The 22863-nt window shown below is 54.7% G+C and carries 37 protein-coding genes, 1 tRNA gene and 4 pseudogenes; 27 read left to right on the forward strand and 15 right to left on the reverse strand.

The genetic code is table 11. The features are described from left to right. Positions 1–634: 634 nt before the first annotated feature. The 4 genes from SynROS8604_RS11875 to SynROS8604_RS11890 all read left to right on the forward strand — a co-directional run bounded on the left by SynROS8604_RS11875 (position 635) and on the right by SynROS8604_RS11890 (position 5738). Positions 635–2584 (forward strand): HlyD family secretion protein, encoded by a 1950-nt coding sequence (locus tag SynROS8604_RS11875; protein ID WP_186544147.1) that lies wholly within the window; start codon positions 635–637, stop codon positions 2582–2584. 127 nt (positions 2585–2711) lie between these two features. Further along, complete coding sequence (locus SynROS8604_RS11880; RefSeq protein WP_186544148.1) at positions 2712–3662, forward strand: hypothetical protein; 951 nt, start codon at positions 2712–2714, stop codon at positions 3660–3662. Between the two features lie 527 nt (positions 3663–4189). Continuing rightward, positions 4190–5419, forward strand: coding sequence for a hypothetical protein (locus SynROS8604_RS11885; protein ID WP_222930099.1), 1230 nt, complete (start codon positions 4190–4192; stop codon positions 5417–5419). 22 nt (positions 5420–5441) lie between these two features. Beyond that, a complete protein-coding gene (locus SynROS8604_RS11890; RefSeq protein ID WP_370586513.1) occupies positions 5442–5738 on the forward strand; it encodes a 2Fe-2S iron-sulfur cluster-binding protein in 297 nt (98 codons plus the stop codon). A gap of 371 nt (positions 5739–6109) precedes the next feature. Here the strand turns inward: SynROS8604_RS11890 and SynROS8604_RS11895 are convergent, their stop codons facing one another. Both SynROS8604_RS11895 and SynROS8604_RS16015 read right to left on the reverse strand, forming a co-directional pair. After that, positions 6110–6694, reverse strand: coding sequence for an IS3 family transposase (locus SynROS8604_RS11895; RefSeq protein ID WP_255445037.1), 585 nt, complete (start codon positions 6692–6694; stop codon positions 6110–6112). Positions 6695–6713: 19 nt separating this feature from the next. Further along, positions 6714–6857 (reverse strand): IS3 family transposase, encoded by a 144-nt coding sequence (locus SynROS8604_RS16015; protein ID WP_255445038.1) that lies wholly within the window; start codon positions 6855–6857, stop codon positions 6714–6716. A 55-nt stretch (positions 6858–6912) separates the two neighbouring features. Here SynROS8604_RS16015 and SynROS8604_RS16270 point away from each other — a divergent pair. After that, positions 6913–7302: pseudogene (locus tag SynROS8604_RS16270) on the forward strand (inositol monophosphatase family protein); the annotation flags it as partial. 42 nt (positions 7303–7344) lie between these two features. Then, positions 7345–8019: pseudogene (locus SynROS8604_RS16275) on the forward strand (sodium-dependent transporter); the annotation flags it as partial. Positions 8020–8261: 242 nt separating this feature from the next. On the opposite strand, the gene SynROS8604_RS11910 reads toward SynROS8604_RS16275, so the two are convergent. After that, complete coding sequence (locus SynROS8604_RS11910; protein ID WP_186544150.1) at positions 8262–9020, reverse strand: zinc-dependent metalloprotease family protein; 759 nt, start codon at positions 9018–9020, stop codon at positions 8262–8264. 222 nt (positions 9021–9242) lie between these two features. Here SynROS8604_RS11910 and SynROS8604_RS16025 point away from each other — a divergent pair. Beyond that, positions 9243–9302 (forward strand): annotated as a pseudogene (locus tag SynROS8604_RS16025) (hypothetical protein); the annotation flags it as partial. Position 9303: 1 nt separating this feature from the next. Here SynROS8604_RS16025 and SynROS8604_RS11920 read toward each other — a convergent pair. Next, entirely contained in the window at positions 9304–9684 is a 381-nt protein-coding gene (locus tag SynROS8604_RS11920; protein ID WP_186546095.1) for a hypothetical protein, read from the reverse strand. Between the two features lie 6 nt (positions 9685–9690). Here SynROS8604_RS11920 and SynROS8604_RS11925 point away from each other — a divergent pair, with 6 nt between their 5' ends. From SynROS8604_RS11925 to SynROS8604_RS11970, 10 genes are all read left to right on the forward strand, one after another. Beyond that, on the forward strand, positions 9691–9918 hold the full coding sequence (locus SynROS8604_RS11925) for a hypothetical protein (protein WP_186544151.1): 228 nt from the start codon (positions 9691–9693) through the stop codon (positions 9916–9918). Further along, the gene (locus SynROS8604_RS11930; protein ID WP_186544152.1) at positions 9915–10079 is read left to right on the forward strand and encodes a hypothetical protein; all 165 of its coding nucleotides are present in this window, start codon (positions 9915–9917) and stop codon (positions 10077–10079) included. Before SynROS8604_RS11925 ends, SynROS8604_RS11930 begins: the two co-directional genes overlap by 4 nt. Beyond that, complete coding sequence (locus tag SynROS8604_RS11935) at positions 10076–10315, forward strand: hypothetical protein (protein WP_186544153.1); 240 nt, start codon at positions 10076–10078, stop codon at positions 10313–10315. Before SynROS8604_RS11930 ends, SynROS8604_RS11935 begins: the two co-directional genes overlap by 4 nt. After that, the gene (locus tag SynROS8604_RS11940; RefSeq protein ID WP_186544154.1) at positions 10312–10689 is read left to right on the forward strand and encodes a hypothetical protein; all 378 of its coding nucleotides are present in this window, start codon (positions 10312–10314) and stop codon (positions 10687–10689) included. The genes SynROS8604_RS11935 and SynROS8604_RS11940 overlap by 4 nt, the downstream gene beginning before the upstream one ends. Further along, positions 10686–11093, forward strand: coding sequence for a hypothetical protein (locus SynROS8604_RS11945; RefSeq protein WP_186544155.1), 408 nt, complete (start codon positions 10686–10688; stop codon positions 11091–11093). Before SynROS8604_RS11940 ends, SynROS8604_RS11945 begins: the two co-directional genes overlap by 4 nt. Beyond that, positions 11093–11260 carry a hypothetical protein gene (locus tag SynROS8604_RS11950; RefSeq protein WP_186544156.1) on the forward strand — a complete coding sequence of 56 codons (168 nt, stop codon included), beginning with the start codon at positions 11093–11095 and terminating at the stop codon, positions 11258–11260. The genes SynROS8604_RS11945 and SynROS8604_RS11950 overlap by 1 nt, the downstream gene beginning before the upstream one ends. A gap of 80 nt (positions 11261–11340) precedes the next feature. Next, complete coding sequence (locus SynROS8604_RS11955) at positions 11341–11583, forward strand: hypothetical protein (protein ID WP_222930100.1); 243 nt, start codon at positions 11341–11343, stop codon at positions 11581–11583. 78 nt (positions 11584–11661) lie between these two features. Next, positions 11662–11871, forward strand: coding sequence for a hypothetical protein (locus tag SynROS8604_RS11960; protein ID WP_186544158.1), 210 nt, complete (start codon positions 11662–11664; stop codon positions 11869–11871). Between the two features lie 239 nt (positions 11872–12110). Continuing rightward, positions 12111–12794 (forward strand): DUF3854 domain-containing protein, encoded by a 684-nt coding sequence (locus SynROS8604_RS11965; RefSeq protein ID WP_186544159.1) that lies wholly within the window; start codon positions 12111–12113, stop codon positions 12792–12794. 447 nt (positions 12795–13241) lie between these two features. Continuing rightward, complete coding sequence (locus SynROS8604_RS11970; RefSeq protein WP_222930101.1) at positions 13242–14063, forward strand: hypothetical protein; 822 nt, start codon at positions 13242–13244, stop codon at positions 14061–14063. Positions 14064–14497: 434 nt separating this feature from the next. Here SynROS8604_RS11970 and SynROS8604_RS11975 read toward each other — a convergent pair whose 3' ends face one another. Then, positions 14498–14767 carry a hypothetical protein gene (locus tag SynROS8604_RS11975; protein WP_186544161.1) on the reverse strand — a complete coding sequence of 90 codons (270 nt, stop codon included), beginning with the start codon at positions 14765–14767 and terminating at the stop codon, positions 14498–14500. Between SynROS8604_RS11975 and SynROS8604_RS11980 the strand changes: the two genes are divergently transcribed. Together SynROS8604_RS11980 and SynROS8604_RS11985 are read left to right on the forward strand one after the other, a co-directional pair. Continuing rightward, positions 14766–14906, forward strand: a complete 141-nt coding sequence (locus SynROS8604_RS11980; RefSeq protein WP_186544162.1) for a hypothetical protein — start codon at positions 14766–14768, stop codon at positions 14904–14906. The two genes, SynROS8604_RS11975 and SynROS8604_RS11980, sit on opposite strands and share 2 nt — an antisense overlap. A gap of 81 nt (positions 14907–14987) precedes the next feature. Further along, on the forward strand, positions 14988–15128 hold the full coding sequence (locus SynROS8604_RS11985) for a hypothetical protein (protein ID WP_186544163.1): 141 nt from the start codon (positions 14988–14990) through the stop codon (positions 15126–15128). 135 nt (positions 15129–15263) lie between these two features. On the opposite strand, the gene SynROS8604_RS16030 is transcribed toward SynROS8604_RS11985, so the two are convergent. Then, the gene (locus tag SynROS8604_RS16030) at positions 15264–15695 is read right to left on the reverse strand and encodes a hypothetical protein (protein WP_255445039.1); all 432 of its coding nucleotides are present in this window, start codon (positions 15693–15695) and stop codon (positions 15264–15266) included. 4 nt (positions 15696–15699) lie between these two features. Further along, positions 15700–15831, reverse strand: a complete 132-nt coding sequence (locus SynROS8604_RS16035) for a hypothetical protein (RefSeq protein ID WP_255445040.1) — start codon at positions 15829–15831, stop codon at positions 15700–15702. A gap of 77 nt (positions 15832–15908) precedes the next feature. On the opposite strand from SynROS8604_RS16035, the gene SynROS8604_RS16040 reads away from it, so the two are divergent. Further along, a complete protein-coding gene (locus SynROS8604_RS16040; protein WP_255445041.1) occupies positions 15909–16175 on the forward strand; it encodes a hypothetical protein in 267 nt (88 codons plus the stop codon). A 234-nt stretch (positions 16176–16409) separates the two neighbouring features. Here SynROS8604_RS16040 and SynROS8604_RS16280 read toward each other — a convergent pair. Then, a pseudogene (locus tag SynROS8604_RS16280) lies at positions 16410–16607 on the reverse strand (recombinase family protein); the annotation flags it as partial. Between SynROS8604_RS16280 and SynROS8604_RS11995 the strand changes: the two are divergent. Then, positions 16579–17121 (forward strand): hypothetical protein, encoded by a 543-nt coding sequence (locus SynROS8604_RS11995; RefSeq protein ID WP_222930102.1) that lies wholly within the window; start codon positions 16579–16581, stop codon positions 17119–17121. The pseudogene SynROS8604_RS16280 and the gene SynROS8604_RS11995 sit on opposite strands and share 29 nt — an antisense overlap. Here SynROS8604_RS11995 and SynROS8604_RS12000 read toward each other — a convergent pair. The 3 genes from SynROS8604_RS12000 to SynROS8604_RS12010 are packed head-to-tail and all read right to left on the reverse strand — an operon-like array spanning position 17102 to position 18222. Beyond that, positions 17102–17335 carry a hypothetical protein gene (locus SynROS8604_RS12000; protein ID WP_186544165.1) on the reverse strand — a complete coding sequence of 78 codons (234 nt, stop codon included), beginning with the start codon at positions 17333–17335 and terminating at the stop codon, positions 17102–17104. The two genes, SynROS8604_RS11995 and SynROS8604_RS12000, sit on opposite strands and share 20 nt — an antisense overlap. Beyond that, positions 17313–17918 (reverse strand): N-acetyltransferase, encoded by a 606-nt coding sequence (locus SynROS8604_RS12005; protein WP_186544166.1) that lies wholly within the window; start codon positions 17916–17918, stop codon positions 17313–17315. Before SynROS8604_RS12005 ends, SynROS8604_RS12000 begins: the two co-directional genes overlap by 23 nt. Then, entirely contained in the window at positions 17902–18222 is a 321-nt protein-coding gene (locus SynROS8604_RS12010) for a DUF1778 domain-containing protein (protein ID WP_186544167.1), read from the reverse strand. Before SynROS8604_RS12010 ends, SynROS8604_RS12005 begins: the two co-directional genes overlap by 17 nt. A gap of 250 nt (positions 18223–18472) precedes the next feature. On the opposite strand from SynROS8604_RS12010, the gene SynROS8604_RS15505 reads away from it, so the two are divergent. Beyond that, positions 18473–18652: a hypothetical protein gene (locus SynROS8604_RS15505; RefSeq protein WP_222930103.1), complete on the forward strand. Its 180-nt coding sequence runs from the start codon at positions 18473–18475 to the stop codon at positions 18650–18652. On the opposite strand, the gene SynROS8604_RS15510 is transcribed toward SynROS8604_RS15505, so the two are convergent. Then, positions 18649–18789, reverse strand: a complete 141-nt coding sequence (locus tag SynROS8604_RS15510) for a hypothetical protein (protein WP_222930141.1) — start codon at positions 18787–18789, stop codon at positions 18649–18651. The genes SynROS8604_RS15505 and SynROS8604_RS15510 overlap by 4 nt on opposite strands. Here SynROS8604_RS15510 and SynROS8604_RS16285 point away from each other — a divergent pair. From SynROS8604_RS16285 to SynROS8604_RS15525, 3 genes are all read left to right on the forward strand, one after another. Continuing rightward, on the forward strand, positions 18748–18903 hold the full coding sequence (locus SynROS8604_RS16285; RefSeq protein WP_370586590.1) for a hypothetical protein: 156 nt from the start codon (positions 18748–18750) through the stop codon (positions 18901–18903). The genes SynROS8604_RS15510 and SynROS8604_RS16285 overlap by 42 nt on opposite strands. Then, on the forward strand, positions 18890–19033 hold the full coding sequence (locus tag SynROS8604_RS15520; RefSeq protein ID WP_222930105.1) for a hypothetical protein: 144 nt from the start codon (positions 18890–18892) through the stop codon (positions 19031–19033). Before SynROS8604_RS16285 ends, SynROS8604_RS15520 begins: the two co-directional genes overlap by 14 nt. Before the next feature lie 66 nt (positions 19034–19099). Continuing rightward, positions 19100–19474, forward strand: coding sequence for a PIN domain-containing protein (locus SynROS8604_RS15525; protein ID WP_222930106.1), 375 nt, complete (start codon positions 19100–19102; stop codon positions 19472–19474). On the opposite strand, the gene SynROS8604_RS12025 is transcribed toward SynROS8604_RS15525, so the two are convergent. The 3 genes from SynROS8604_RS12025 to SynROS8604_RS12035 form a co-directional block, all read right to left on the reverse strand. Continuing rightward, complete coding sequence (locus SynROS8604_RS12025) at positions 19371–20264, reverse strand: hypothetical protein (RefSeq protein WP_186544168.1); 894 nt, start codon at positions 20262–20264, stop codon at positions 19371–19373. The genes SynROS8604_RS15525 and SynROS8604_RS12025 overlap by 104 nt on opposite strands. Continuing rightward, positions 20225–20431 carry a hypothetical protein gene (locus tag SynROS8604_RS12030; RefSeq protein ID WP_186544169.1) on the reverse strand — a complete coding sequence of 69 codons (207 nt, stop codon included), beginning with the start codon at positions 20429–20431 and terminating at the stop codon, positions 20225–20227. Before SynROS8604_RS12030 ends, SynROS8604_RS12025 begins: the two co-directional genes overlap by 40 nt. A gap of 134 nt (positions 20432–20565) precedes the next feature. Next, a tRNA-Gly gene (locus SynROS8604_RS12035) sits at positions 20566–20636 on the reverse strand. A gap of 134 nt (positions 20637–20770) precedes the next feature. Between SynROS8604_RS12035 and SynROS8604_RS12040 the strand changes: the two genes are divergently transcribed. Both SynROS8604_RS12040 and SynROS8604_RS12045 read left to right on the forward strand, forming a co-directional pair. Then, a complete protein-coding gene (locus SynROS8604_RS12040; RefSeq protein ID WP_186545966.1) occupies positions 20771–22084 on the forward strand; it encodes an MFS transporter in 1314 nt (437 codons plus the stop codon). A gap of 23 nt (positions 22085–22107) precedes the next feature. Beyond that, positions 22108–22854: an ABC transporter permease gene (locus SynROS8604_RS12045; protein ID WP_186544170.1), complete on the forward strand. Its 747-nt coding sequence runs from the start codon at positions 22108–22110 to the stop codon at positions 22852–22854. Positions 22855–22863: the final 9 nt, after the last annotated feature.

A 22863-nucleotide genomic window follows, 5' to 3' on the forward strand; every position in this document is an offset into this window, starting at 1 on the left:
GATAGTTGTTTTTACTGTATCAATCCATCATTACGAACTTCTCCCCTGGTAGAAGGGCAATATCGTCTATATTTTGGTGATCGAACTACTTCGTTTAAGCTGTCCGCGTCTGAATGGGATGCCATTCTCAATGTTGATTCAAGTGGTGGTTCGGTCGAGTTTCTTTTTTCTAATTGCAAGAACTTTTTTGATACATCTCGCTCTGAGATTAATCGAGATGAATACATTTCTTGGTTATGTGAAAAAGGAATATTGCTTCCAGTTGATCCTCATCTCTATCCGACAAACTCCAAGACAGACTCATTGTCTTCGAATGGATCTACAAGTTCCTTATATCAAGCCAATGGCTCAAGAACGGATCACACTAAGGTAAAAACATCAAAGGAAGATCGTAAAATATTACTTTTCAGTTTTAATTGGATTACCTCCCGTGGACTGCTAAGACCTCCGAGAGCCTTAATCAGCCTGCAAGCCTGGCTTTTTCCCTCTGACAGTAATACTGTTTGTAGGTACTATTTACAGTTTTTACTTTGGGGTAAAGCCACTAGCCGTATTCTTGTCACAAAGGTCTGATCCACTGACAGGTTTGTCGCGCCTCTTGATCATGTTAATTGTGATTAACTTGATCAGTGTCATGACATCTATTCTTCTGTCATATTCCCTAAATATAGATGATCAAAAGTTATATCTTAGACTAAAATGGGGTTTTTTGCCCAGATTAGCCAAAGAACAAAATAGCAAGGAAATCAAGCAACGAGCAACTAAGCTTGAAGAATTGATACTAGTCGCCCAACCACTGCTAGTACGCTTATATCTTGTTGTTTTTTCAATCCTTTGTTTATATATTTATACCCCAATCCCTGACTCCTCACCTTATTCTCGCCTTAATATCCTAGTTGCAATCATACAAGGCGCATTGGCAAGTATGATTATTTTGTTGATACCAGTACGTAATACTCCAGGCAGAAGACTACTTGAGTTCTTTGGGGTCATGCCTAAGAACTATCTCAAGATTTCAGTAAAGCGTGCTTCTACAACATTCTCTCATCTTTTCAAGGGTGAATTCAGTCAAATATCCTTGTCAAAGTCTGATATCAATAGCTTGCTTTTCCTAGTTGCTTTATTGATAGCATTTACTATCAAAATGCTTATACTTTACAATATTCTCATCCCAAACATATCCGCTGAGGTTCCACAGTTTGCCGGTCATTGGACTGCATTGATAGTCCGAATTGCACTAACCATCTTACTTATCCGCTTCTTGTACTTAACTTTTTTCACAAAACTGATAGCAAGTCGCACTTCCAAAAAAACTGATGAGTTGCTTATACGTGCTACGCCAAAATCCTATACATTAGGTAGACCTGATGTACCTTTGCCAAATCAATCCCTTGGTGTGGCAAACTCATTTCTACATTCTTTGCACTTCGGTATTACAAGTTTGTTTAGCAGCAAACTTTTCCTAGCCTTTATCCTAATTATCATATTCTTGTTTCCATTCAGGGCATCCGTAACAGGTTCTGCAAATGTAACTGAAGGTGAATCTCTTGACATACGTTCTTCGGAAACAGCAGCTGTTAAACAAATCTTTCAAGATGGACCATCATCGGTTATCGTTAAAAAGGGAACAAATATACTTGAATTGTACTCACCAACATTAAGTTCTCAGCTTAGCCAGCAGGTGCAACTCATTTCAAAATTGGATTCAGATATTCGAACTCAAAGGACACTTATTCAATCTATACGAACTGGAAGCATTAAACTTGAAGGAGAGAACCGTGATGAAGAACTCCAAAGTGCATATGCAATGGTTCAGAAAGTAAAGTCAAAGATTACATCCCTACAAAATCAGATTAAGATTCAGAACGATCAAATAACCAAATTGAGACGTTTAACAAAATCTGGAGCAATCAGCGAATTTCAACTTCAAAACCTATTATCTTCTCAAGAAGCGCTTACAGGCGAATTAGAGGGTGCCAAAAGTGAGTTAACATCTGCTTTGGCAGATGTAGCAATCGCGCAGAGAAAACAGAAAATCGATCAAGATGTAAATTCAGAAGAGCAACTATCCAAAGCTCTAGATGAATTGAGTTCAGCCGAAAGTAGCTTGGAAGTTGGCAAAATTGCATTAGAAGCTTTAGAAGCTCGTATCAGTCATCTCATGCTTGTAATGCCTTTTGACGGAGTTATCAGTTCAAATACTAGAACATTGTTGAACAGAACTGTAACACCAGGAGAGACAATATTAACCGTGAAAGCTCAGCCGCTTACTCAGACAAATGCCTTGATTCCTGAATATGATCGGGCACGAGTTCGTACTAAGTTGCCTTGTGTCCTGAGACTGTATTCTATTTCGGATCAGGAATTTAAAGGTAGAGTTTCATCTATTAGTCCATCAACAGTTGAGCTTGATGGCCTACAATACGTTGAAGTTCAAATTCAATTAGATAATAGTCTACCTACAAATTTTATTGGTTCAAAAGGTTATGCCAAAATTGACGTTGGCCATACCTGTATTCTTTTAAATCTCATATCCCCCATAACTAGGTTTATCAACGTGGATCTTTGGTCTCTCCTTCCCTAGCCAAGTAATGACTACCGTTCAACGTGCATTACCGCATGCAAGTACGTCGCCAAATCCCATCGACTTTTACCGATTAAACTTTGTTATCAGTGCTCCTAGAGGTGGCGCAATATCATTCAGCAACAGAATGAGTCAGTTGGGCCAGATTGGTCTTCCGCATACTCACCTTCCTATAAGAAGCGATTCTAAGCACCTGAAACAAGTTAATTCTATGCTCGATCTTTACAGCATTGATGATGGCTTAATTCGTGCCTTGTCTGGAATTATCTATGGTGGCTTTGAAACCTATCAGCTTGAAGCGGCACATCATGATCTCAACATGATGTATTCAAGAGATACTTTTGGCCAGACTTATGAAAGACTTTTGAGCAACAGCAACTGCAATCTATATGATCCTTCGTTCAGCCTCGCATTATTTCCTGACCATGTTTCTCAACTAGAGTCTCAGTATCCAGGTGCTCGTTATATATATTTTTTCAGAGATCCCTTTTTCTATGCCTCATCTATACTGACCACAATTCACGGCTTAGACTCACTTCTGATTTGGTGGTCAATTGCAAAGCAACTGCAGCCGGACATTGCGCTTGATCCACTAATAATGTGGTGTTCAATCAATGAATCACTGCTTGCATCTAAGGAAAAGCATCATACTGCTAGCTCTGTTCAAGTCATGCGCCATCCTGAAGCAGTTGGTCGATATTCATTTGAACGTATTAGTCAGCTCATTCGATCAGAATATGCGTGCTATTCGCCACCACTAAGCTATTCTAATTCTAGTAACTTTGTCAGCTCATCACTTAAGCGAAGGATGTCCATGAGCACACGACTAAGTAGACCGACTACTCCAAAGTCTGAGGCCATTGTCTCACTAATCAAAGACAGGACATCGTGGTGGCTTGATATTACTTTAGGGGGTGATCCATCTGCAAGCTTGCCCCATCATTCAAATCCAGCCGAGATAGTACCTGACTATTGGAAACAGATAATACACAATTCTGAACTGGTTGAACGCTGTGATAATCTTTGCAGAATCTTAAGGTTCAAGCCTCTTTCTAAAAGGCTAATGAGGGATTCCTGAAAAATCCAGATCACCTGCAGTGCAACAGGTCTCAGTGATCAAGAGAGGAAGTCCTTAATGTTCCTCTTGAGCTTTCTGCTGAATATTAAAAGCTTTCTCAAACAATTAGAAACCTAAGAAGAGCCTTTGAACTTGGTCTCTTTCATGACTGATACTGAGGCGGGTGGTATGTGTTCGCGACCACGCACAACCTGCTCAAGCCTCTAGCATATATGTAATCTCAACAACAGGCGCTGGTGGCGGCATCGGGATAAGGGGTATCGTCAGCTTTGGCCGATGTGGCCGGGGTTGACTGAAGTCCATTGATGGGCACGCACAGAGTAAGCGCACTGCCGACGCCGACGTCAGCGCAGCCAAAAATTTTACGATCGCTTCGCTGTTGCTATATGAACAACAAACCACTAGATTTCCCATTCTTACGATCGAAAGTTGTGACTACCGTTATTTCCGCAAAAACAAGCGTCGCCCTAGATAGCAAGTTGACAGCAATACAAAATCGACTGTTCGAAAGGGCTCACGTAGAACCGATGGAACTGAAGTTCCTTGGGATTGCACTTGGCAAACAGGGAATCGTTGGCGACGCTATCTACGCCAATCCCAGCATGATGCCTTTTCCAATCCAGCGATGCGAGTATCTCAAATCACTGAGCAATCGGCAGATCGCCATTCTGACGGCCTGCTTTTTCGCCAATTTCTACAAGACTGTGGCCAACAGTGAATCGCAGGCCCTAGTCTCCAATATGGCGGCTGCCGAAAAATCTTTTGAGCCTTACTCCGATGAATATATGATTCTCCATCAGGAAACAAGCGAGGAGATGGACCATATTTGGACCTTCCGCTCCGTATACAACATGGTCGCTAGGGAGACAAGGTCGGAGGAGCCATTTGAAGCCCCTGGCTTTTTCCTCGGCATGGTTGGCTCCATCCCACAAGATGATTACAATTCTGTTGACACTCAGTTCAGATTGAGTGAAGAATGCTCGCATATTCTAGAGTTGTTGCACAAACCTGAGGGCTTGCAAATACTTCTAGACGAAATGAAGAAGAAAGGCCGTGGGTTTCGTTACCGCACCCAGCATTTCCTGATTGGGGATGCCATGCGACTTCTCCCTGCCGAAGATGTCCAGAGCCTCGGTCTAGGAGGACTCTGGCTATTGACACGGTTCGCGGCCAACGTCGAGCTAAAGCAGGGAGAGTCTTACCTATTTGTAGATCCAGAAAAATTTAACTACGAGCCTTTGGCCTACAATATCAATCAGGGCCACCTCCATGATGAGGCCCGCCACTACACCACATCTTTCGATATCGGCCTTACGCTTTACCAGGCGGCACGTCCTGAAGCGCAAGCGTTCATACGTGAGCTAATGAGGATGACCATGGAGGACTACATTAAGGGCCAATTTCTCGTCTTTCCAGAAATGTTAGAGGCGTACAGCAAAGGATGTTTGACCATCCCCTTTTATTTTTGCAAGCAAACCCTAGAGATGGCAATGTCGCATCAAGAGTTTTCCGATAAGCTAAATAATATTGATGACCTATTTTCATCCTGGGCCCAGATGGAATGGCCCAAGAAGTTACCCCCTTTCGACGCCGGCCTGCTGACGCAGAAGCGCTGGCGCTACATTTCTCAGCAATACGAGCGCATTCGACAGGCGATCGGCATCGAGTATGACGTCGCTAGCCTCGGCAATCTGTTACATCGCTACAAGGATATCCTCAAGCAGGAAAACCTCACTGAGGCCTTTATCCTTGCTTGAAGCCAAGGTTTAAACTACTTTTATGGCCACCACGTCACCCATCACTATCACCTTCGAAGACACCGGCCTGGTGGTAACCACCAGTGTCGGCCGCACCTTCATGGAGATTTGCGATGAATTCAACACTCCCGTGCTGATGGGCTGCCGCTCGGCCTCCTGCGGCACCTGCCTGGTGCGGATCACCTCCGGCGGAGAAAAACTCTCACCCCCGACGGAAAGTGAAGCGATCATGCTTGATGTCCTGGCCGACGGCGATCTCCAGGCCCGTCTGGCTTGCCAGTGCAGCGTGTACGGATCTATCGTTGTTGGGAGCTTCTGATACAGTTAATAACTATTTTAAAGCAAAACGAGCCTGAACCGCCGTCAGGTTGGAGGAGCGTAGCGCACTCAGGGAAGATTTTTACTGCCGGCACATAGCCGGCGTCGACATCTGCAAGCTGATCTCCTTTCGAAAGAGGTGTATAAGCAACAGCCAAGCGATTCGGGAGAACGATGCGGCGCTGATCTAACCTTCGTGTGAGTGTTACGATTCCGTGGCTGTAAATGCAGCATCGTATCCGGCGATCGCTGATCTTGGTGCTTCAAGAAACTGAGGCGCTCCACCTGCTTAAAGTTATGATGGTGGTCTCATCCCTGCTTCCACACCGCGACTACTGCGGCGATCACTACCCTCACTGTGGTAGGTGACTTTTATTGGACAGTTCTGGTCCCTGACATCGTTAACTCTGGGCGGGAGAAACAGGGTTCGATTTCAATGTAGACCTCATGGGGAGTTCTGCCTCCCAGAGAGCTGTGTGACCTTACATGGCAGTACCTCCAGAGGAATCGGGCCAGGCTGATCTCAGCCTCCCAGACATCGCTGTGTGCATGCAGATACACCTCCTCGTACTTGACTATGCGCCAAAGCCGTTCCAACAGGATGTTGTAGTAGCAGCGATTCCTACCTGACCAGCTGATCTTGATGTTCTCTGCTTGCAGTCTCGCCACAAAGTCAGAAGAGGTGAATTGGCAGCCCTGATCGGAGTGGAAGATCTTTGGCTTGCGACCACCTGCCAATGCCATCTCCAGGGCATCGAAACAGAACTCCGTGTCAAGGCTGTTCGAGAGCTTCCAGCTGAGCACGTTTCTGGAGAACAGATCCACGATCGCCACCAGGTAGAGGAATCCTTTCTGCAGCGGGATGTAGGTGATATCTGTCGCCCAGAACTGGTCCGCTGCACTGACCTGCTTGAGGTCCACCAGACAGGGAAATCGCTCGGATGGTTCGCCTGGCACGGTGGTGCGGGGTTTTTGGTCAATCGCGCCTTAAACCTTGGGAGCGCATGAGGTTTCGCACCCGATCGCGGCTAATCGGGATGCCTTCCCTGGCCAGGTACTCGACCAGCCGGCGGCTACCGCTGCAGGGATCCTCCAGGTAGAGAGCATCGATCCTGGCCATGATGCGCAACGTCGATGCCGAGTGGCTCTGGATCCTTGATCCTCTTGATGGCACCATGGATTTCCTGCAGGGCACCGGCGAATACGCCGTTCACCTCGCCCTGATCCACCAGCAGCGCCCCGTCCTCGGGGTGGTTCTGCTTCCGTAGCTCGATCAGCTCTGGTTCGGGCTGGTCGCTGCCGAGCCTGGTGATTCCCAGGCCTGGTGCGAGTCGCCGACTGGGGAGCGTCAGCCGGTGCGTTTCAGCAGCAGGGCACGCTTGCCTGAGTTGATCCCGGTCATCAGCCGCAGCCACCGTGATGATCGCCAGGAGCCGCTGATGGGCTCACTTGGAGTGGCCCAGGGCCTCGCCCGCGGGAGCGTAGGCGGCAAGGTTGGCGCGATCCTGCGGGGCGAAACCGATTTGTATGTCTCCCTTTCGGGCCGCACCTCCCCCAAAGACTGGGACATTGCCGCGCCGGAAGCGGTGCTGCTGGCCGCTGGCGGAGCCTTCACCCAGGCCTTCTTCTCGATTGGCACGGGCATCGGCTGCATCCTGGCCTATTCGGCCTACCTGAGCCGGCGCGCCCACCTGCCCCGGGAAGCCGTGGAAGTGGTGGGGATGGACACCGCTGTGGGCTTGCTGGCCGGCATGGTCACCTTCCCCGTGGTGATGAGCTTTGGCCTCCAGGATGTGATCAGTGGCTCCACCCTGGGCACGATCTTCATCGCGCTGCCCACGGGCCTGGGCTCGCTGGGCGCCACAGGTCAGCTGGTGGCGGTGCTCTTTTTTGCTCTGGCCCTGATTGCAGCGATCACCTCAGCGGTGTCACTGTTGGAGGTGCCGGTGGCCTGTTTGATCGATCGCCTGGGGTGGAGCCGCTCCCGGGCCGTCTGGTTGTCCACTGCCTTGATCTTTGTGGCCGGTCTTCCAGCGTCCACCTCCATGGAGGTTCTCGGCTGGATGGACTCCGTGTTTGGGGGCCTGATGCTGATCCTGGGGGGCTTGCTCCTGGCCCTGTTGCTGGGTTGGGTGCTCCCCGCCCGTTTTCAGAAGGAGCTCAGTCATTCGGGGAGTCCGATCTGGCTGCAGCGCTTTCTGCTGGTGATGCTGCGCTGGATTTCACCGCCGGTGATCACCGTTGGTCTGGTGATCAGCGTGATTGATTTGATCCACAGATGAGCAAACACTTGAGAGTGCGTTTGTGAAGTACTTAAAAACTAATTATTAAGCTGCTGTGCTGGCATGAAAGTAAGCAATATTAAGTAGCCACTGTTGTAGCTATATAAAATTATTAATTTTTGAAATTATTGATTGTATTAGTGATATTTTACTTTAAAAATTGTGGATAGATATAAGCCTGATTAAAATAATATTAATTAGAGGTTCTTTTTAAATTAACCAAGTTTAGAGTGCAACATTTGTTATAATACAGTTTCAGCGCCCCAAATAACTTCAAGGGCATCGTAATCGTTTTCAGTAAACTCAGTTCCCCATTCGCCGCCAAGGCTGTTGTAAGACATAACAGTATCTTCTACGGTATTGTAATTAGGATTATTAGGATTTTCTCCTGGGTGAGAAAGGCCCAATGAATGACCAATTTCATGAGTGATTGTATTTTGATCGAAATCGTTTAACTCATCTGTTCCAGGTGACGTGTCTTTCCAGAGCACGAACCAACGATTTTCAGTTTCAACAACTTGGCCGACGACTCCAAGCCGTGGCGGACCCCATGGAGAGTAGCGATCAACAGAAACAACTACAATTTCCGCATCTTTTACGTTATCTGTAGTTTCAAAATCAAGCTCAATTGCATCATCGACTTCATTAAAAGTATCGTTAATAAGTTGTTCCGCTTCATTGCTATGTTGGTTAGTTGTAACGCGTTTTGTATCTCTTTCTTTGTCCCATATTGTGTAAGTTAATGTATCATTGTTTGGCCAATCGATATAATCTTTTGTTATATCTCCAAAGGTTGAGCTGATTAAAATCTCGTCATTGAAGTCTGATCCGCTTTGCAGATTTGTGGCCCCGCTTTCAGCGCTATCTAGATTGGTCGGAGATTTGCATTCGCTACAGGCGCAGGTTTTTGTATGAAAGCTGTCAGAATTTAGTAATTGGCGCCGGGCTTTCCAGTAGGACTGCTCGACGAATTTGCGGCTGAAGAGTGCTGGGGAAGTCATTCCGACACTATCAGGGATCCCACGATTATGGCATTGACTGGCTTGGCGCGCATCCTGTCCTTGGCTGGATTTCTGGGTGTGCTCTTGGGGTCAGTGTTTGTTGGCTTGGACCCCCTCTGCCAGGAAAGTTGACACCTCTCCATTTCGATCACCAAGGGGGCTTGATGGAGCAGAGCTATGCGTCGCTACAGCGAAGCCGTCAAAGCTGATGTGAGAAGGCGAATGAGTCCGCCACAGCGGCAGAGCGTGGCCCAGATTTCAGCAGAGCTGGGCATTCACGTGGTCACCCTCTACAACTGGAGGAAGACGTGGCGGTTGCAGGGAGAGGTGGTGCCGGCATCCGAGAGGGATCCTGAGGGCTGGGGCGCCACTCCTGATCCGCGTCAGCCTGGCGGGCTGTCCAGGTGAGGGCATCGCTGCTGGTCATAACCCGGTTGCCCGTGCCACTGCTGGCGACCGCCACCAACAGGCCAAGCTCTGGTGCCCAGCAGACCCAGGTCCAGTTGTTATTAGCTGGCGTCTGGCGCAGGCTCCAGCTGCGCCCATCCGCTGAGGTCATCACCCGATTCCCGATTCCGCTGTCGCTGACGGCAACAAACAGCCCCAGCTCCGGTGACCACAGGATCACATCGTAACCAGCACAAAGACCACCCACCGAATGCATCTAGCGATGCCGGTGGAGATCGCGGATCAGTTGACCGCGTTGGCGGCACATCACCGCCGCACCCTCACCGGCCAGATCATCTGGCTGATTAAGCAGGCCCATCAAGAACTCAAGAAAGCCCAAGACGGTGAGTTCGAGATGTTCAAAAAGATGTCCCCCCAAGAGCGTGAAACGTTTTTCACCCGGGAGGGCCATGACCTGATGACCCTGCGCCTGCAGCAGGAGGGCGCATGACTTGGCAGATGGCCACGCAGGCCCATCGCGATCGCATGAGCGAGGCCTGGAGCTTCATCAGTGACGAGCTCACCGAAATGCAGAAGGACCTGGGCTGCCCTGACCACTTCGTGGCGGAAATGCTCGACGCCATTCAGGCCAATTGGCAGGAGGCCGCATGAACCTCCCCCAGACCCTCGACGTCGGAGACGGGATTCAGATCCCCCTGCTCGACGCCCTGCAGGCCACCCGGCACGTCATCACCGCCACGTCCCTGATCCAGCAGGAGCCGCGCCTGTCAGCACTGGCCCTCGAGATCGCGCAGGACAACCTCACGCACTTTCTGGGCGGCCCCGATTGGGAAGAGACCGCATTCCAGTTGATCGAACACATCACCACCACGGAGGCATCGAAATGACCACTGCCGACTTCAAGCAACAGCTCGCCAATGGCGCTGAGCTGAATAGAGCGGTCACCGCCGCACTGGATGACTTCCACAGCCTGGAAGAAATCGCAATCGTGCTGCGTTACCTGCAGCTCAGAGACAAGGTGCTGCACCCCCATGACTCCTGCGGCTGGGGGGCCGATGGGGCTGACCTGCACATGAAGCACCTGGCCGAGGTGCTCGATCGCCAGCACAAATACGAAATGGTCGAGATGGGGGCCCGGAAGCTCTTCGCTCAAGTCCACCTGGCCCGCACCACCATGCGGGAGATCAAAGACGCAACTTCCGACTGGGGCGGCGCTATCGCAACCCTGGACGACTGGTATCCCGCAGCGGGGGGCAAATGACTGACCCTCGACTGAAGGTGATCGCATCCGCTGCGGCTGCCCGCGGCTGGTCTGCTGAATTCGTTGACACCCCCCATCGCACTGAGCTTGTGGTGGTGCCCACCGTCTCCAACCCGGAGCAGCAGGGCTACATGGGCATGGGCTTTGGCATCACCCTTGGCGGCCAGTCGATCGCCATGTGGTGCTGGGAGTCATGGGCCGGCTCTTTGTTCGAGCCGGATCTGCAGAAACCTGTTGGCCTGGATTACGAGCTGGACCGCTTCCCCCGGGTCCGATCGCTCGAGGATGCACTGCTCATCTTCGACAACGCCAGCCGCCGGTATCTGGCCGAGATGCGGGGCCTGGATCCCGAAGAACCAAGCGCATGGTCTGACCTCGAGCCGCTGGCAGGAGGCGCGGCCTGATGACTAGCCAACAACTCCGGCACCTCAAAGACGAGCTGCAGCAGATCGATGCACGGCTCGCCGGCTGCAGGGGGCCGGCATCACCAGAACAGATGCAACTGCTCCGGTTGCGGCGGGAATGCCTCGTCCGCATTCGGGATGCAGAACGCGCCAGCTGGGGCGATTAACTCCGGGGCATTCGGTCCGAGTCACCAGGGGCCAAAGGTTGCACTTCCGGATTCTGCTGAGGCCGATGTAAGGCCCCTCCATGTCCACCTCTATTCACAACACCATGGCCAATCAAGAACAGACCCCCAGGGTCAAGATCAGCAGCCTCTGGACAAACGAAACCAAGGACGGAAAGAAATACCTTTCCGGCGGTAACGGCTCCATCCGTTACTCCATCTGGCCGAATGGTTTTAAAGAGAAAGACACTGATCCTGACTGGGTTCTTTATGTCGAACAGGCCAAGAAAAAGGAAGGCACTGATTCATCGGCCACTCCTTTCTGACCTACCGGCTCCTCACTCGAGGGGCCTTTTTTTTCGCAATAAGGCTGCTTGTTGAGAAAACCTCTCTAGTCTTTTCACATGACCAATCGCTACCACCGCAAGGTGACACGTCCCTCCGATTTCGAGCCCGCTGAAACCTTTCAGAAGCTCTCCGTCACCCTCCCCCCTTCCTGGATCCGGAACGTCAGAAAGCACGGCCATGGCACCACCGCCGGTGCGTCTGGAGTGATCCGTGAAGCACTGGCCCTCTGGGCCCTCGAGAACGACGTTGTGCTGTCCAGCAAGTAAGCGCAGCGATCCAGCTCTCCCGGCGACCAACCACGGAGCTGAACCACCACCAGGACCCGTAAAGACCCTTGAGACACTCCAACAATAGCCAGAAATATCCACCGAGGGCTCGCCACTGTCAGGCCGCGGCGATCGTTGATGAGTGGTATCCAGAGTTCAACAAGGCGGCCTCCCTTCGTGTTGATCACTTGCTTGTAGATGACACGGCATCTACCCATGCACGGAGGTGGTCCTGACCGGTGGTCTCCCCTCGCCTGCCCATTGACTTTGACCTGGAGGAGGAGCTGCTCCCCCGGCATCTCGAGGAGTGGACCCGCGGCAGTGGTGTGGCTGAGGCGATCGTCCGCGCCAACGTCCAGAGCTACGCCGGCGAATCAGTCCATGAGCTGCTGATTGGTGATCGGCTCGAGCAGGCCGGTGCCCATGGCCAGCAGTACGCCACCCGCGCCGTCCGGGCACTGCTCAACAACCGCGACACCCTGGCCCTCGGCGGCTGGGCCTGCCATGGCGTTGACCTGCAGAACGGCTGCCATTCCGATACCGGCTTCGTCGTCTTCAAGCCGGATCACCCCCGGACGAAAAAGAACGGCCGCATCGCCAAGTACGAGCACCCCGCCGGGATCCCGGAGCGGATCGTGGCCCTCCGGATGCCCGGGGATGATGACTACTGGGCACGGATCAAAGCCAACCCCTCCATCGACATCGTTCTGGATGAGTCAGGGGGAAAGAAGCTCGGCGCCTGGCTCACGGCCGGCATCCCCGCCCTCGGCGTTCCCGGCATCTGGGCTGGCACCCCGCCGCTGGATAGCGCCGACCCCGAGCCGACCACTGGCTTTGGCTACGGCGAGATGTTGAATCGCAACCAAGCCAAGAAGGAAAAAGATCGAGGAGGCCACTGGTCAACGCGACGTTGGCAGCAGTAAGACCAGTTCTGTTCCAACTATTCCTCCAGCGTGGATAGTGAAGTTCTTGCCTGAGAAATTCAGTCGCCAACATAAGCCAATGATTTAACTGATGAGCTTTCAATCGTCATGATCGCCCTGCTCATCGGTGGTGAGGTTTTTTCTTTGCTTCCCGAACGCAATTTCATTCCTCCCATGCGCTGTAGCCCTATCTCGGATGCTTAATCCTTAGTGATTTGTACGAGTGTCAAATACACTTCAGTAAGACGCCTGGACGTGTAACTCCTGTCGAGGTTGCAGCCTTTTGGCTGACTCGCCTCATCTGCGTCGCGCTATTCGTAGAAGTCTTGCACTGATGTCGTGCTTCGTGTGCAGGTGATCTTGTGGGCGGATGCTGAGTGGGTGATTTGTGGGCCGCTGTAGCGATTGAAGAGGCCGTTCATAATGCTGGAAAACGCGTATCCACTCATGCCCTTTATCGAGACGAAGGTCGATCTTGTCGTGATCACTGCCCTTTCCGAAGAAAAGAAAGCACTTAAAGATTGTTTCGGAATAGACTTTGAGAGGGTGACCAGAGATGGTATTCATTACTATCTTGGATCCTTGAATTATGGCGATAGGCAAATAAACATAGCGGCTGTTCAGTCTGTTGACATGGGCCCAGTCTCGGCGGCTGTCATTGCTGCTCGATCAATCGTCGAATGGAATCCATCATTAATTGTCATGACTGGAATATGTGCTGGGGTGAAAGGATTAACCAGGCTAGGCGACCTGGTCGTCGCAAGTCAGGTTTTCGATCATACGGCGGGAACGTATAGGGAAGGCTTGATCATTCCCTTTCAGCAATCAATTAGGCAAGAGCATTGGGTGCTTCAATTTGTTCAATCAGTACTCGAGGATGAAGCTGTATTTGATGAAATTGCTGCGTGTTATCCGATGCCTGTAAAGACATCTGTGAAGCCAGATATTCATGTTGGCACAATGGCCGCTGGTAGTTTCGTGGTTAAGGATTCTGGTTATGTGAGTAATTTGCTGGAGAAGACTTCAAAGTTATACGGCATTGATATGGAGTCTTATGGTGTTGCATCAGCCGCCGAGATATGTAGTTCTGCGCTTCGCAGAGTGACTTGGCTTGTGATTAAAGGAGTAGTGGATCATGCGGATATCAAGAAAACAGATAATTGGCATCCTTTCTGTGCCTTTGCAAGCGCAAAATTTTTACATACATTGATTTATCAGCTTTTGTCCAGGGATGCGTCGTATCAATGGTTGAAGCGTTCAAGAGAATAAATTAAGGGGATACATCCTTTTCGTGACATTGGCTTGAGGAAAGTGTGTAGGCCAAGCGGAACAAGCTAACTGGCCGAGTGTGCCATTCAGTTCTATCTAGAAGCCTACGCTCAATCGAAGAACCTGTCATGAAGGCCTAAGAACTTCTTGGTCTGCCTGTATAGGCATGCGTGTTAACAGAAATTCAGGGAAAGGAGGCAGCCGTAGCCTCCAATCCGCTACGCCAGGAAAGGTCTATGGTGTAGCTCTCAATTCCAGGGTCTTAGCTCTTCTCGCCGGCCTTGCATTGATAAGATTGTGTGACCTTATTGTGATCGGCACAGAAGGGGCTGGTGACCATCAGCCGATGGCATTGATACCCCAAAGCAATGGGGCACATGGCATAAAAAAGGCCGGTCACATGGACCAGCCCTTGAAGGGTTGGACGTTGGACGTCAGAACCCGCCGGGTTCGTTCGGCTTCTCGCCGCTTTGGAAAAGGGTCAGCGTGTATTGCCCTTCACGGGTCCAACGGATGAAGTCCTTGGTGTTTTGACGGTTGAAGGTCTTGTCCTGTTCGGAGTGGGGAAAGATGAACGCCCAGCGAGTGCTGTCGACATAAGCGCCGCCCATTGTCTGGGTGAAGTCACAGCGGAATTCCTCCCGTGGCATGGCGTCGTCATGCCTGGAAAGGACGCAAAGGCAGTCCTTCACGGTGTCGGCCATGGCCACTGGTGGATCCATGGGCTCGCTGACGGCGAGGAGGGCAGCAGCGGAGGCGATGGCGGTGAGTGTGGTGCGGAGCATGGGGATGGGGCGTTGGTGGGCAGTGCGTCGCCTATCTGGTGGGTTTACTCCCAGTTAGCAATAGGGTCTGAGCCTCAGGACATACGCCTCGGTATCTCGGGGGTGCACAAGTGACGCTGGTGGATCCCGCATTCAGACCATGACCGACATCCAATCCCTCCAGCAATCGATCGCCGAGCTGGCCAACGACACCACTGATGAGACGTTGCTGGCTATGGCCTGCCAGGTGCTGCGGGGTGAAGCGGATCAGGTTGTCTGGCCTGACCAGACTGAGCGCTGAGAGTCACCGCTGCGGATGCTGCGATCCCTGGGGGAGCACCTGGACATCGCCAGGGCGGTGCAACTGCTCGGCCAGTACGACCTCCCCGAAGGCATCAGCCACCTCGGTGGTGCGCTCCATCTGCTGCAGCGGGATCTACAGATTGAGCTCGATTCGGACGAGCCGTTTGTCTTCGACGACGGCCTCCCGCAGCAGGTCCCTGATCTCCTGCCAGATGCCCGGGCCGATGCCGGCCTCGCCATTGATCGCTGCTGATCGGGCATTCCGCTCCCATGACTGCCGCAGTGCAGTAGCCACCGCCTGCTCCTCACTGGTGACCTCCACTTCACTGGTAGGCACCATCTCTCCACCGCCTGGGGGGAACACCCCGATCACCCGCTGCCGGCGCAGTGCCCATGCCCGCAGCTCCAGCAGGTGGCCCCCTTCACTGGAGCCGGCCTCGAGCAGGGCTGCGATCTGTTGATCCAGGGTGTCGATCACGGTCTGCACTGGATCGCCGTTGGCCAGATACCCCAAGTACCGCTGCCGGTCGTCCTGGAGCTTCTGCACCTCCGGAGCACTGGCCACCGCCTCATCCCGGCGCCGGGCCTGCCGCTCCATTGCTGCAGCCACCACATCGGCCTGGCCCGCCATGGCCTCCAGCACCGCTTCGAGCAGGGGGCGCTCCGGGATGGAGTTGCGCCGGCGTCGAGGGATCAGCCATTCGCACTCCTCATTGCGGCAGAAGTAGCGGCCATGGTCTGACCGGGTAACGGTGCCGCGCCCCATCAACGTGCCGCAGTGGCCGCAGATCACCTTGCTGGCCAGGACGTGCTGCACCCGCTTGTCGGCCGTGTTCCGCCGCGCCATCGCCCCGCGGATCATTGCCTCGAATTTCTGGTGCTCCTCTGGAGCGATCAGGGGCTCGCCCCCGGCTCCCTCCACCACATCGGCCCAGGTGGCCGCCGTCTTATTCCGCTTGCCGACCCTGGCCCCCCGCAGCGCTGGATTCAGCAGCAGCCGCCTCATGCCGGCACGGTCCAACCAGACGCCGTAGGTGCTGCCTAGATGACGCCATGCCGAGTGCATTGATCCGGCGGCCGCGGCCTGGCTGAAGGCCTCCAGCAGCAGGTCAGCCCGGGTGAGCTCGGCCCTGCTTTCGAGGAGACATATGTAAGGACGCCGATCGGGTTGGAGCAGGCCGCCCACCACATGAGTGCCGAACGGGGCGACATCAATCAGCCCCTTGGCCTTCCGGTGTGCCTTCCCTGCAGCGGAGCGCTCCCGCAGCCGCTCCACCTCCCCCTGGGCGATCACCCCCAGCAGCCGCAGCTGCATCCGGCCGCCGATCGTGGTCAGGTCCATCGGATCATCCAGCAGCACCAGCTCGGGCGCACCATCGGCTGCGAACACATCCACCAGGCGGCAGGTCTCTGATGCGGACCGGGAGAGCCGATCCCAGCGGGTGGCAATGACCTTGGAGACGGAGCGGCCATCCACCCGTTTCAGGAGCTCCCTGTATTTCGGGCGCGCCGTGGTGGTGCCACTGATACAGGGGAGGCTCCACCCGTCACACCACTTTCAGAGCGATGAACAGCAAAAACACGTCATCCCATGCAGCTGTACCTCTCGCCTCGGTGGATCACCCCGCTCTGGTCTCCCGCAGCTGGAACGGCACGCCGATCTCTCGTCGCACAACCGACGGCTCGGTCTGTTTGAGCGGCTCAGCGGCCGGGATCAACGCGATCAGCTCCTGTTCAAGGACATCGTGCGCAGCAACGTGCTGACCGCGAGCTCGGGATTGCTGCTCGGCGCCCCGACTGACGAGGAGCTCACCTTGGGGGATGCCTGGCTGGAGGTGTTCCAGCAAGCGCTGCCGCGAGCCAGTTTTGCGCAGCCGGCAAGCTCGTTGCCAGGGCTTACCGCGAGGAGTTCAAAGAAGAACCCCCTCGCCACCAACAGTTTGTTGACGGGGCCCCGCGCCAGGTCAAGAGCTATCGCCGCTCCTGGTTGATCGACACCCTCAAGCGCTGCCGTGCCCAGCTGGCAGGAAGCTGATGGAAACCGCCACAACGCCAACCCGCCAGCGGGTCTGGGTCACGACGGCAGAAGCCTGCACTGCCCGGGGTGAGCACTACAGGCGTTGGGGCTGCACCCAGGGACGCGGTCCCCTGCAGGGGCACCTGGAGAATGTGGAGGCCACCATCACAGGGTGGAGCCGGCGGCATCTGCGCCTCTGATGCCTAAACCGCCCGATTGCAGAGGTGGGAGGGAACTCAGAGAGAGGAATAACCGTTCCGGTCGGCCTGGCAAGGGCCGGAACCCCATCGACGTGTAGAAGCTGTGGAGGCGATCGCGTTCCGCTTCTCCAGCAGTGCCCGCCACATCGAGCAACATCAGCCGCACACCCAGGATCTGCCCAGCCCGTTGGCACTGCTGCATGGCATCCACCAGCAGGATGCGCCCCAGCCCCTTGCCCTGCTGTCTCCCATCGACAGCAAGGTGGCTGAGAAAAACGCCTGGGATCAGGTTCGAGCGCGGTGCCCGCGGGGCAGCAGCGGAAGGCACGTCGGCCACGCCAATGGCATGGGCATTGATGGCGTAGAAGCCCAGGCAGACCCGAGGTTTGCCTGCCTGGGCGGCGTCAGTGGCGACGTAGAGCCGGGTGTAGCCATCACGCTGCTGGCGCTTGGCGGTGCGGCGCAGAAAGTTGTCCTGGCTGTCGCTGCCGCAGCGGAAGTCCTTGGTGTCGTGCAAGCCATGGTCAAAGGCTTCGATCCAAAACAACACCGGATCAGGAGCGCACAACAAGGTCTTGGTGCAGCTGCCAAGCCTCCAGCAGGGCGGGGGTTGGTGTGGTCTCTTCGTCGAGGGCGGCGAGCAGGGCCTGGTGATCGCCCTGGCTGAGCAGGGTCTGCTGCCTCCCCCTGAGCATCTCCTGAGCTCGTGCATACGCCGACATCACCACAAAGGCGGAGGCCTCGATGCCCATCAGGTCTGCTGCCGCCTCAATGCTGGCCTTCACCGAGGGCTTGGTGCGCTGATCCATCCGAGCCGAGCGGGGCTCATCGATCGCTTCGATCACCGCATGGAGCGTGGTCTCGACCGGCGACATGGCACACAAGGAAGCAGTCTCATTATTGTACGGGGCATGGCCGTACATGGTCGCCACCCGATAGGGGCTGCTGAGCCAATGAAAGGCTGAGCAAGGCCATCGGCTCTGGACAGGGCCTCAGCAGGCACAGGACACGCGAACCTATCGCCCTTGCAGATGCTGCAAATATTGCGATTATTTCGATTACGGTTCACATGGCCTTTCCCTACTCCTGCCCATAGCTTTCGCTCTCCCCAGCTCCATTGAGCCTGTGATCCCTACGGCTGAGGCCGCAAGGGCGAGCTTGCGCGATCTCGCCGGCTTCCGTGCCAGCCATGGCCTGCGTCAAGCCTGCCTCTCCCTAGACATGGAAGATGGCCAGCGCGCATCCGTCCCGATCCCGGCTGCGGTGCTGGAGTTGCTGCAGGGAATTCTGGTGCAGATGGCCTAGGGCAATGCCGTCACGCTGGTGTCGTACACGCCGAGCTGACCACCCATCAGGCCGCTGATCTGCTGAATGTGTCGCGGCCCTTTCTGGTCGAGCGGTTGGAGCAAGGGGAGATCTCCTTCCGTAAGGTCGGCACCCACCGGCGCATCCGCCTAGCCGACTTGATGGCCTACAAGCACGCCATCGATCAGCAGCGTGCCGCGGCCCTCGATGAGCTGGCTGCTCAGGCCCAGGAGTTGGGTGTGGGCTACTAAGATTAGTTGCTTCACCGTCGTCTTCTACGCTTGTGTGCTCTATCCAGCGCCACTCCGCGATCTGCTGATGCGCCTGGCGCTAACGGATCTCTACCGGGCCCGCTGGAGCAACCAGATTCACGACGAGTAGATCAACGCTGTGCTGCGGAACCGGTCTGATCACTCCAGAGCGCAGTAGGAGCGGACCCGCGCGCTGATGAATGCTCACGTGCGTGATGCGCTGGTGGATGGCTATCAGCCCCTGATTCCAGCTCTGGAGTTACCAGATCCGGATGACCGCCATGTTTTGGCTGCCGCCATCCAGTGCGGTGCCGATCTGATCCTCACCTTCAACCCGGGCGATTTCCCGGATCACGCCCTAGCGAGTTATGGCATTGGCACCTGCCATCCCGACCCATTTCTGCTGGATCAGTTGAACCTGGATACCGAACGGGTCGGCATGGCGATGCGGCAGCACCGAGCGAGCCTCAAGAACCCACCCAAAGCAGTCGAGGAGTACCTGGTAACCCTGGAGGAACAAGGGTTGATCGGGTTCTCTCAGGCCGTGCGACATTACGGCGCTGAGCTCTGAGCACGTAAACCATGGGCCAGCAGCTGTAGGCCGCTAGATGGGTCTGCACGCTGTGGCCCATCGCCGCGGCCACCACCTTGGGCGGCAGGTTGCAGATCACGTGGGCGCGGTGGGCGTAGCCGTGCCGGCAGGAGTAGGGCACGAGCTTCTCGCCCTTGGCCTCGTACTCACGCCGCAACTCCTTCCAAAGCGGTCGATTCATCAGGTAATGGCCCACATAGCCACCGCCCAGACCAGGACCAGGCTGCATGGGCGGCAGCTCCTGGGTTGGGAAGCGTTCCTCCAGGCGCCAGCCGCCTGCCCAGTCGTCACAGGGCAGAGGCCTCAACACTCTGGGACGGGTCTTGCCGCGGGAGGCGAACTTCTCATACGTGCACCAAAGCCGGCCCTGGCGAATCTGCAGATGCTGGAGCTCCTCTGGGCGCAGTCCATAGGTCGCCATCAGCTGAAAGGCAAAAAGGTGCTCAACCTCCAGGGGTGTCGTGATCGCCTTGGCGGCACGCGATCGCCCCACGAACACCGCCAAGTCCTGAGGCGGCTCCCAGTCCTCACCAAGCCGCCGCTCCGCCACAGCCCAACGCAGCAGGGCGGAGGTCGACTGAATCTGGATCTGGCGGGTGCGCCCGCCCGGCTTGTCCGCCCAGATCCGAGCCAGGGTCTCCAGCAGCTGCTTGGCGTTCTGCGGCGGGACCGTCACATCCACGGCACCGAGCACGTGGTTCATGTGGTGCCGGCAGACCCGTCGTAGACCTACACCACGGCGTCGCGGATCTGATCGACCTGGTCGCACTCCAAGGGGATCGGCAGCAGCACCTGGCGGCGCTTGCCCCCATCAGCACTAGCAGCAATGCTCAGACGCGCATGACCACGGTGATTCAGCACCGTCCAGCCCCTTTGAGACAGCGCGTGAGACACGACGGCCCTGATCGTCACCTCCCAATCACGGGCCGCCGGCATGTGAGACGTTTGGTGAAATGTTGCGACTCATAGCCTGGCACTGCCAAACAGGCGCCGGCAAAGGCTGCGAGCCCCAAAGCAAGTAACAAAAAAAAAGGGGGGGGGTGAGCTGAAAACCCTTACTGAGACAAGGAAGCGGGCGGCGGGAATCGAACCCGCATCATCAGCTTGGAAGGCTGAGGTTTTACCACTAAACTACGCCCGCACTAGTACGTCAGAACTGCTTGCCAAAAATGGCAGCCGTTGAGTCGTGTGCCCAAGCATTATGACGGTCCGCGTGCCCCATGTTTCGGATTGACCTCTTCAACAGCTCGCCCCGAGGGCTCCCGTCGCCGTCTCATGCTCGCCTATGGGCTCGGAGATGCAGGTACCGGACTAGCAGCCACGACGCTGGGGTTTTACCTGTTTCCCTTTTTCACTTCTGCAGCAGGGTTGCCAGCTTTCATTGCCGGCTCACTACTCACAGTGATCAAACTTTGGGATGCCATCAATGATCCCTTGATCGGCTGGATGAGCGATCACACCAGTAGTCGATGGGGCCCAAGGCTTCCCTGGATGTTTGCGGCAGCACTGCCCTTGGGTATCAGCCTGGCGGCGATTTGGTGGGTACCTGAGGGCAGCACATTGCAACGTACGGCGTATTACGTGCTGATGGCGATCCTGCTGATGACGGCATACACAAGCGTGAATCTGCCCTATGCGGCGCTCTCCACCGAGCTCACACCGGATACGGCGATTCGCACGCGGCTGAATGCAGCTCGATTTACCGGATCCATTTTGGCGGGAACCATCGGGTTGCTCATCGCTGTTTTCGTCTTGAGAGAGGGAAGTGGGGGCTACCTCCTGATGGGACAAATCTCAGGAACGATCGCAGCGCTCGCCACATTGCTTTGCTGCTGGGGTCTTGCTCCCTATGCCAAAAAAGCGCAACGCCCCAGTGGCAACAAAGAGCCCCTGCTGAAACAACTGCGGCGCATTCGCTCCAACTCAAGATTTCTGATGGTGCTAGGGCTCTATTTGCTGCTGTGGTTTGGCCTACAGCTGATGCAAGTGGTTGCCCTGATTTGGCTCGTCCAAGTCATCCACGTTCCAGCTGGAATTGCCACATTGCTCTTGCTTGCCTTCAATATCGCCGCCTTGGTGGGTCTCCAGGTTTGGAGTGTGCTGTCCAACCGGCATGGACGAATTAAGGCATTGGGCTGGGGATCGAGCATTTGGATTGCAGCCTGTCTCCTGTCCATGACCCTTTCACCACTGCAGGAGAGCAGCGTGCTTTCCCTGATCCCCGTGATCGGCCTGATCATGCTGGTGGGATTGGGGGCCTCAACGGCCTATCTCATCCCCTGGTCCCTGCTTCCTGATGCGATCGACTCGGACCCCACCCGCCCAGCGGGCCTCTACACCGCTTGGATGGTGTTTGGCCAAAAACTGATCATTGGCCTCAGCATGAGCGTGTTTGGAACCTTGCTCTCGCTCACCGGATACATCTCAACGAAGACAGCTGATGGCGCCTTGAGTTCTGTCCAACAGCCTGAAACAGCACTGATTGCTATTCGTCTTTGCATGGGCCTAATTCCAGCGGTGTTGGTGGTGCTCGGGCTTCTGTTGATGCGACGCTGGCCTGATCGCGGCGCTCATCTGCACAGCGCTTAAGCCTTTTCTCTGATCTCCACTTAATGAAGTCCCCTCGCTGGCTGAACCGACTTGGCAGCAGCCTGCTGATCGGCGGACAAGCTGTCTCAGCTACGACCAAAGGCCGCATCAATACGATCGATCTGTTTGATCAGCTTCAGGAAGCAGGTCCTGGAAGCTTTTTGATCGTGATCATCACGGCCTTAGCGGCAGGCACCGTGTTCAACATTCAGATCACAGCGGAGCTCAACAGCATGGGCGCCGGATCCACCGTGGGGGGTGTTCTCGCCATTGGCCTAGCGAGGGAGATAGCTCCACTGCTCACCGCGACGCTGCTCACGGGAAAGGTGGCCACTGCCTATGCCGCCCAATTGGGAACGATGAAGGTCACCGAGCAGATCGATGCGATCACCATGCTGCGCACCGATCCCGTGGAGTACTTGGTGGTCCCGCGCCTCATCGCCATGGTGGTGATGGCACCGGTGCAATGCCTGTTGTTTTTTGGAGTTGCGATCTGGAGCGCCCAAATCAGCAGCACCAGCCTTTACAGCATTCCTCCAGCTGTGTTTTGGACAGCCGTGAGGACCTGGCTAGAACCTGATGACTTGCCCTTCATGTTGGTCAAAGCGTTGGTCTTTGGTCTTCAAATTGGTGTGATTGCCTGTGGATGGGGAATGACCACCAAAGGTGGTGCCAAAGAGGTTGGCACCAGTACCACTGGAGCTGTGGTCATGATCCTTGTCACCGTGGCCCTGATGGATGTCCTACTCACCTCAATCTTATTCGGCTGATTACGCAAC

Source organism: Synechococcus sp. ROS8604 (genome assembly GCF_014279655.1).
Taxonomy (GTDB): Bacteria; Cyanobacteriota; Cyanobacteriia; order PCC-6307; family Cyanobiaceae; genus Synechococcus_C.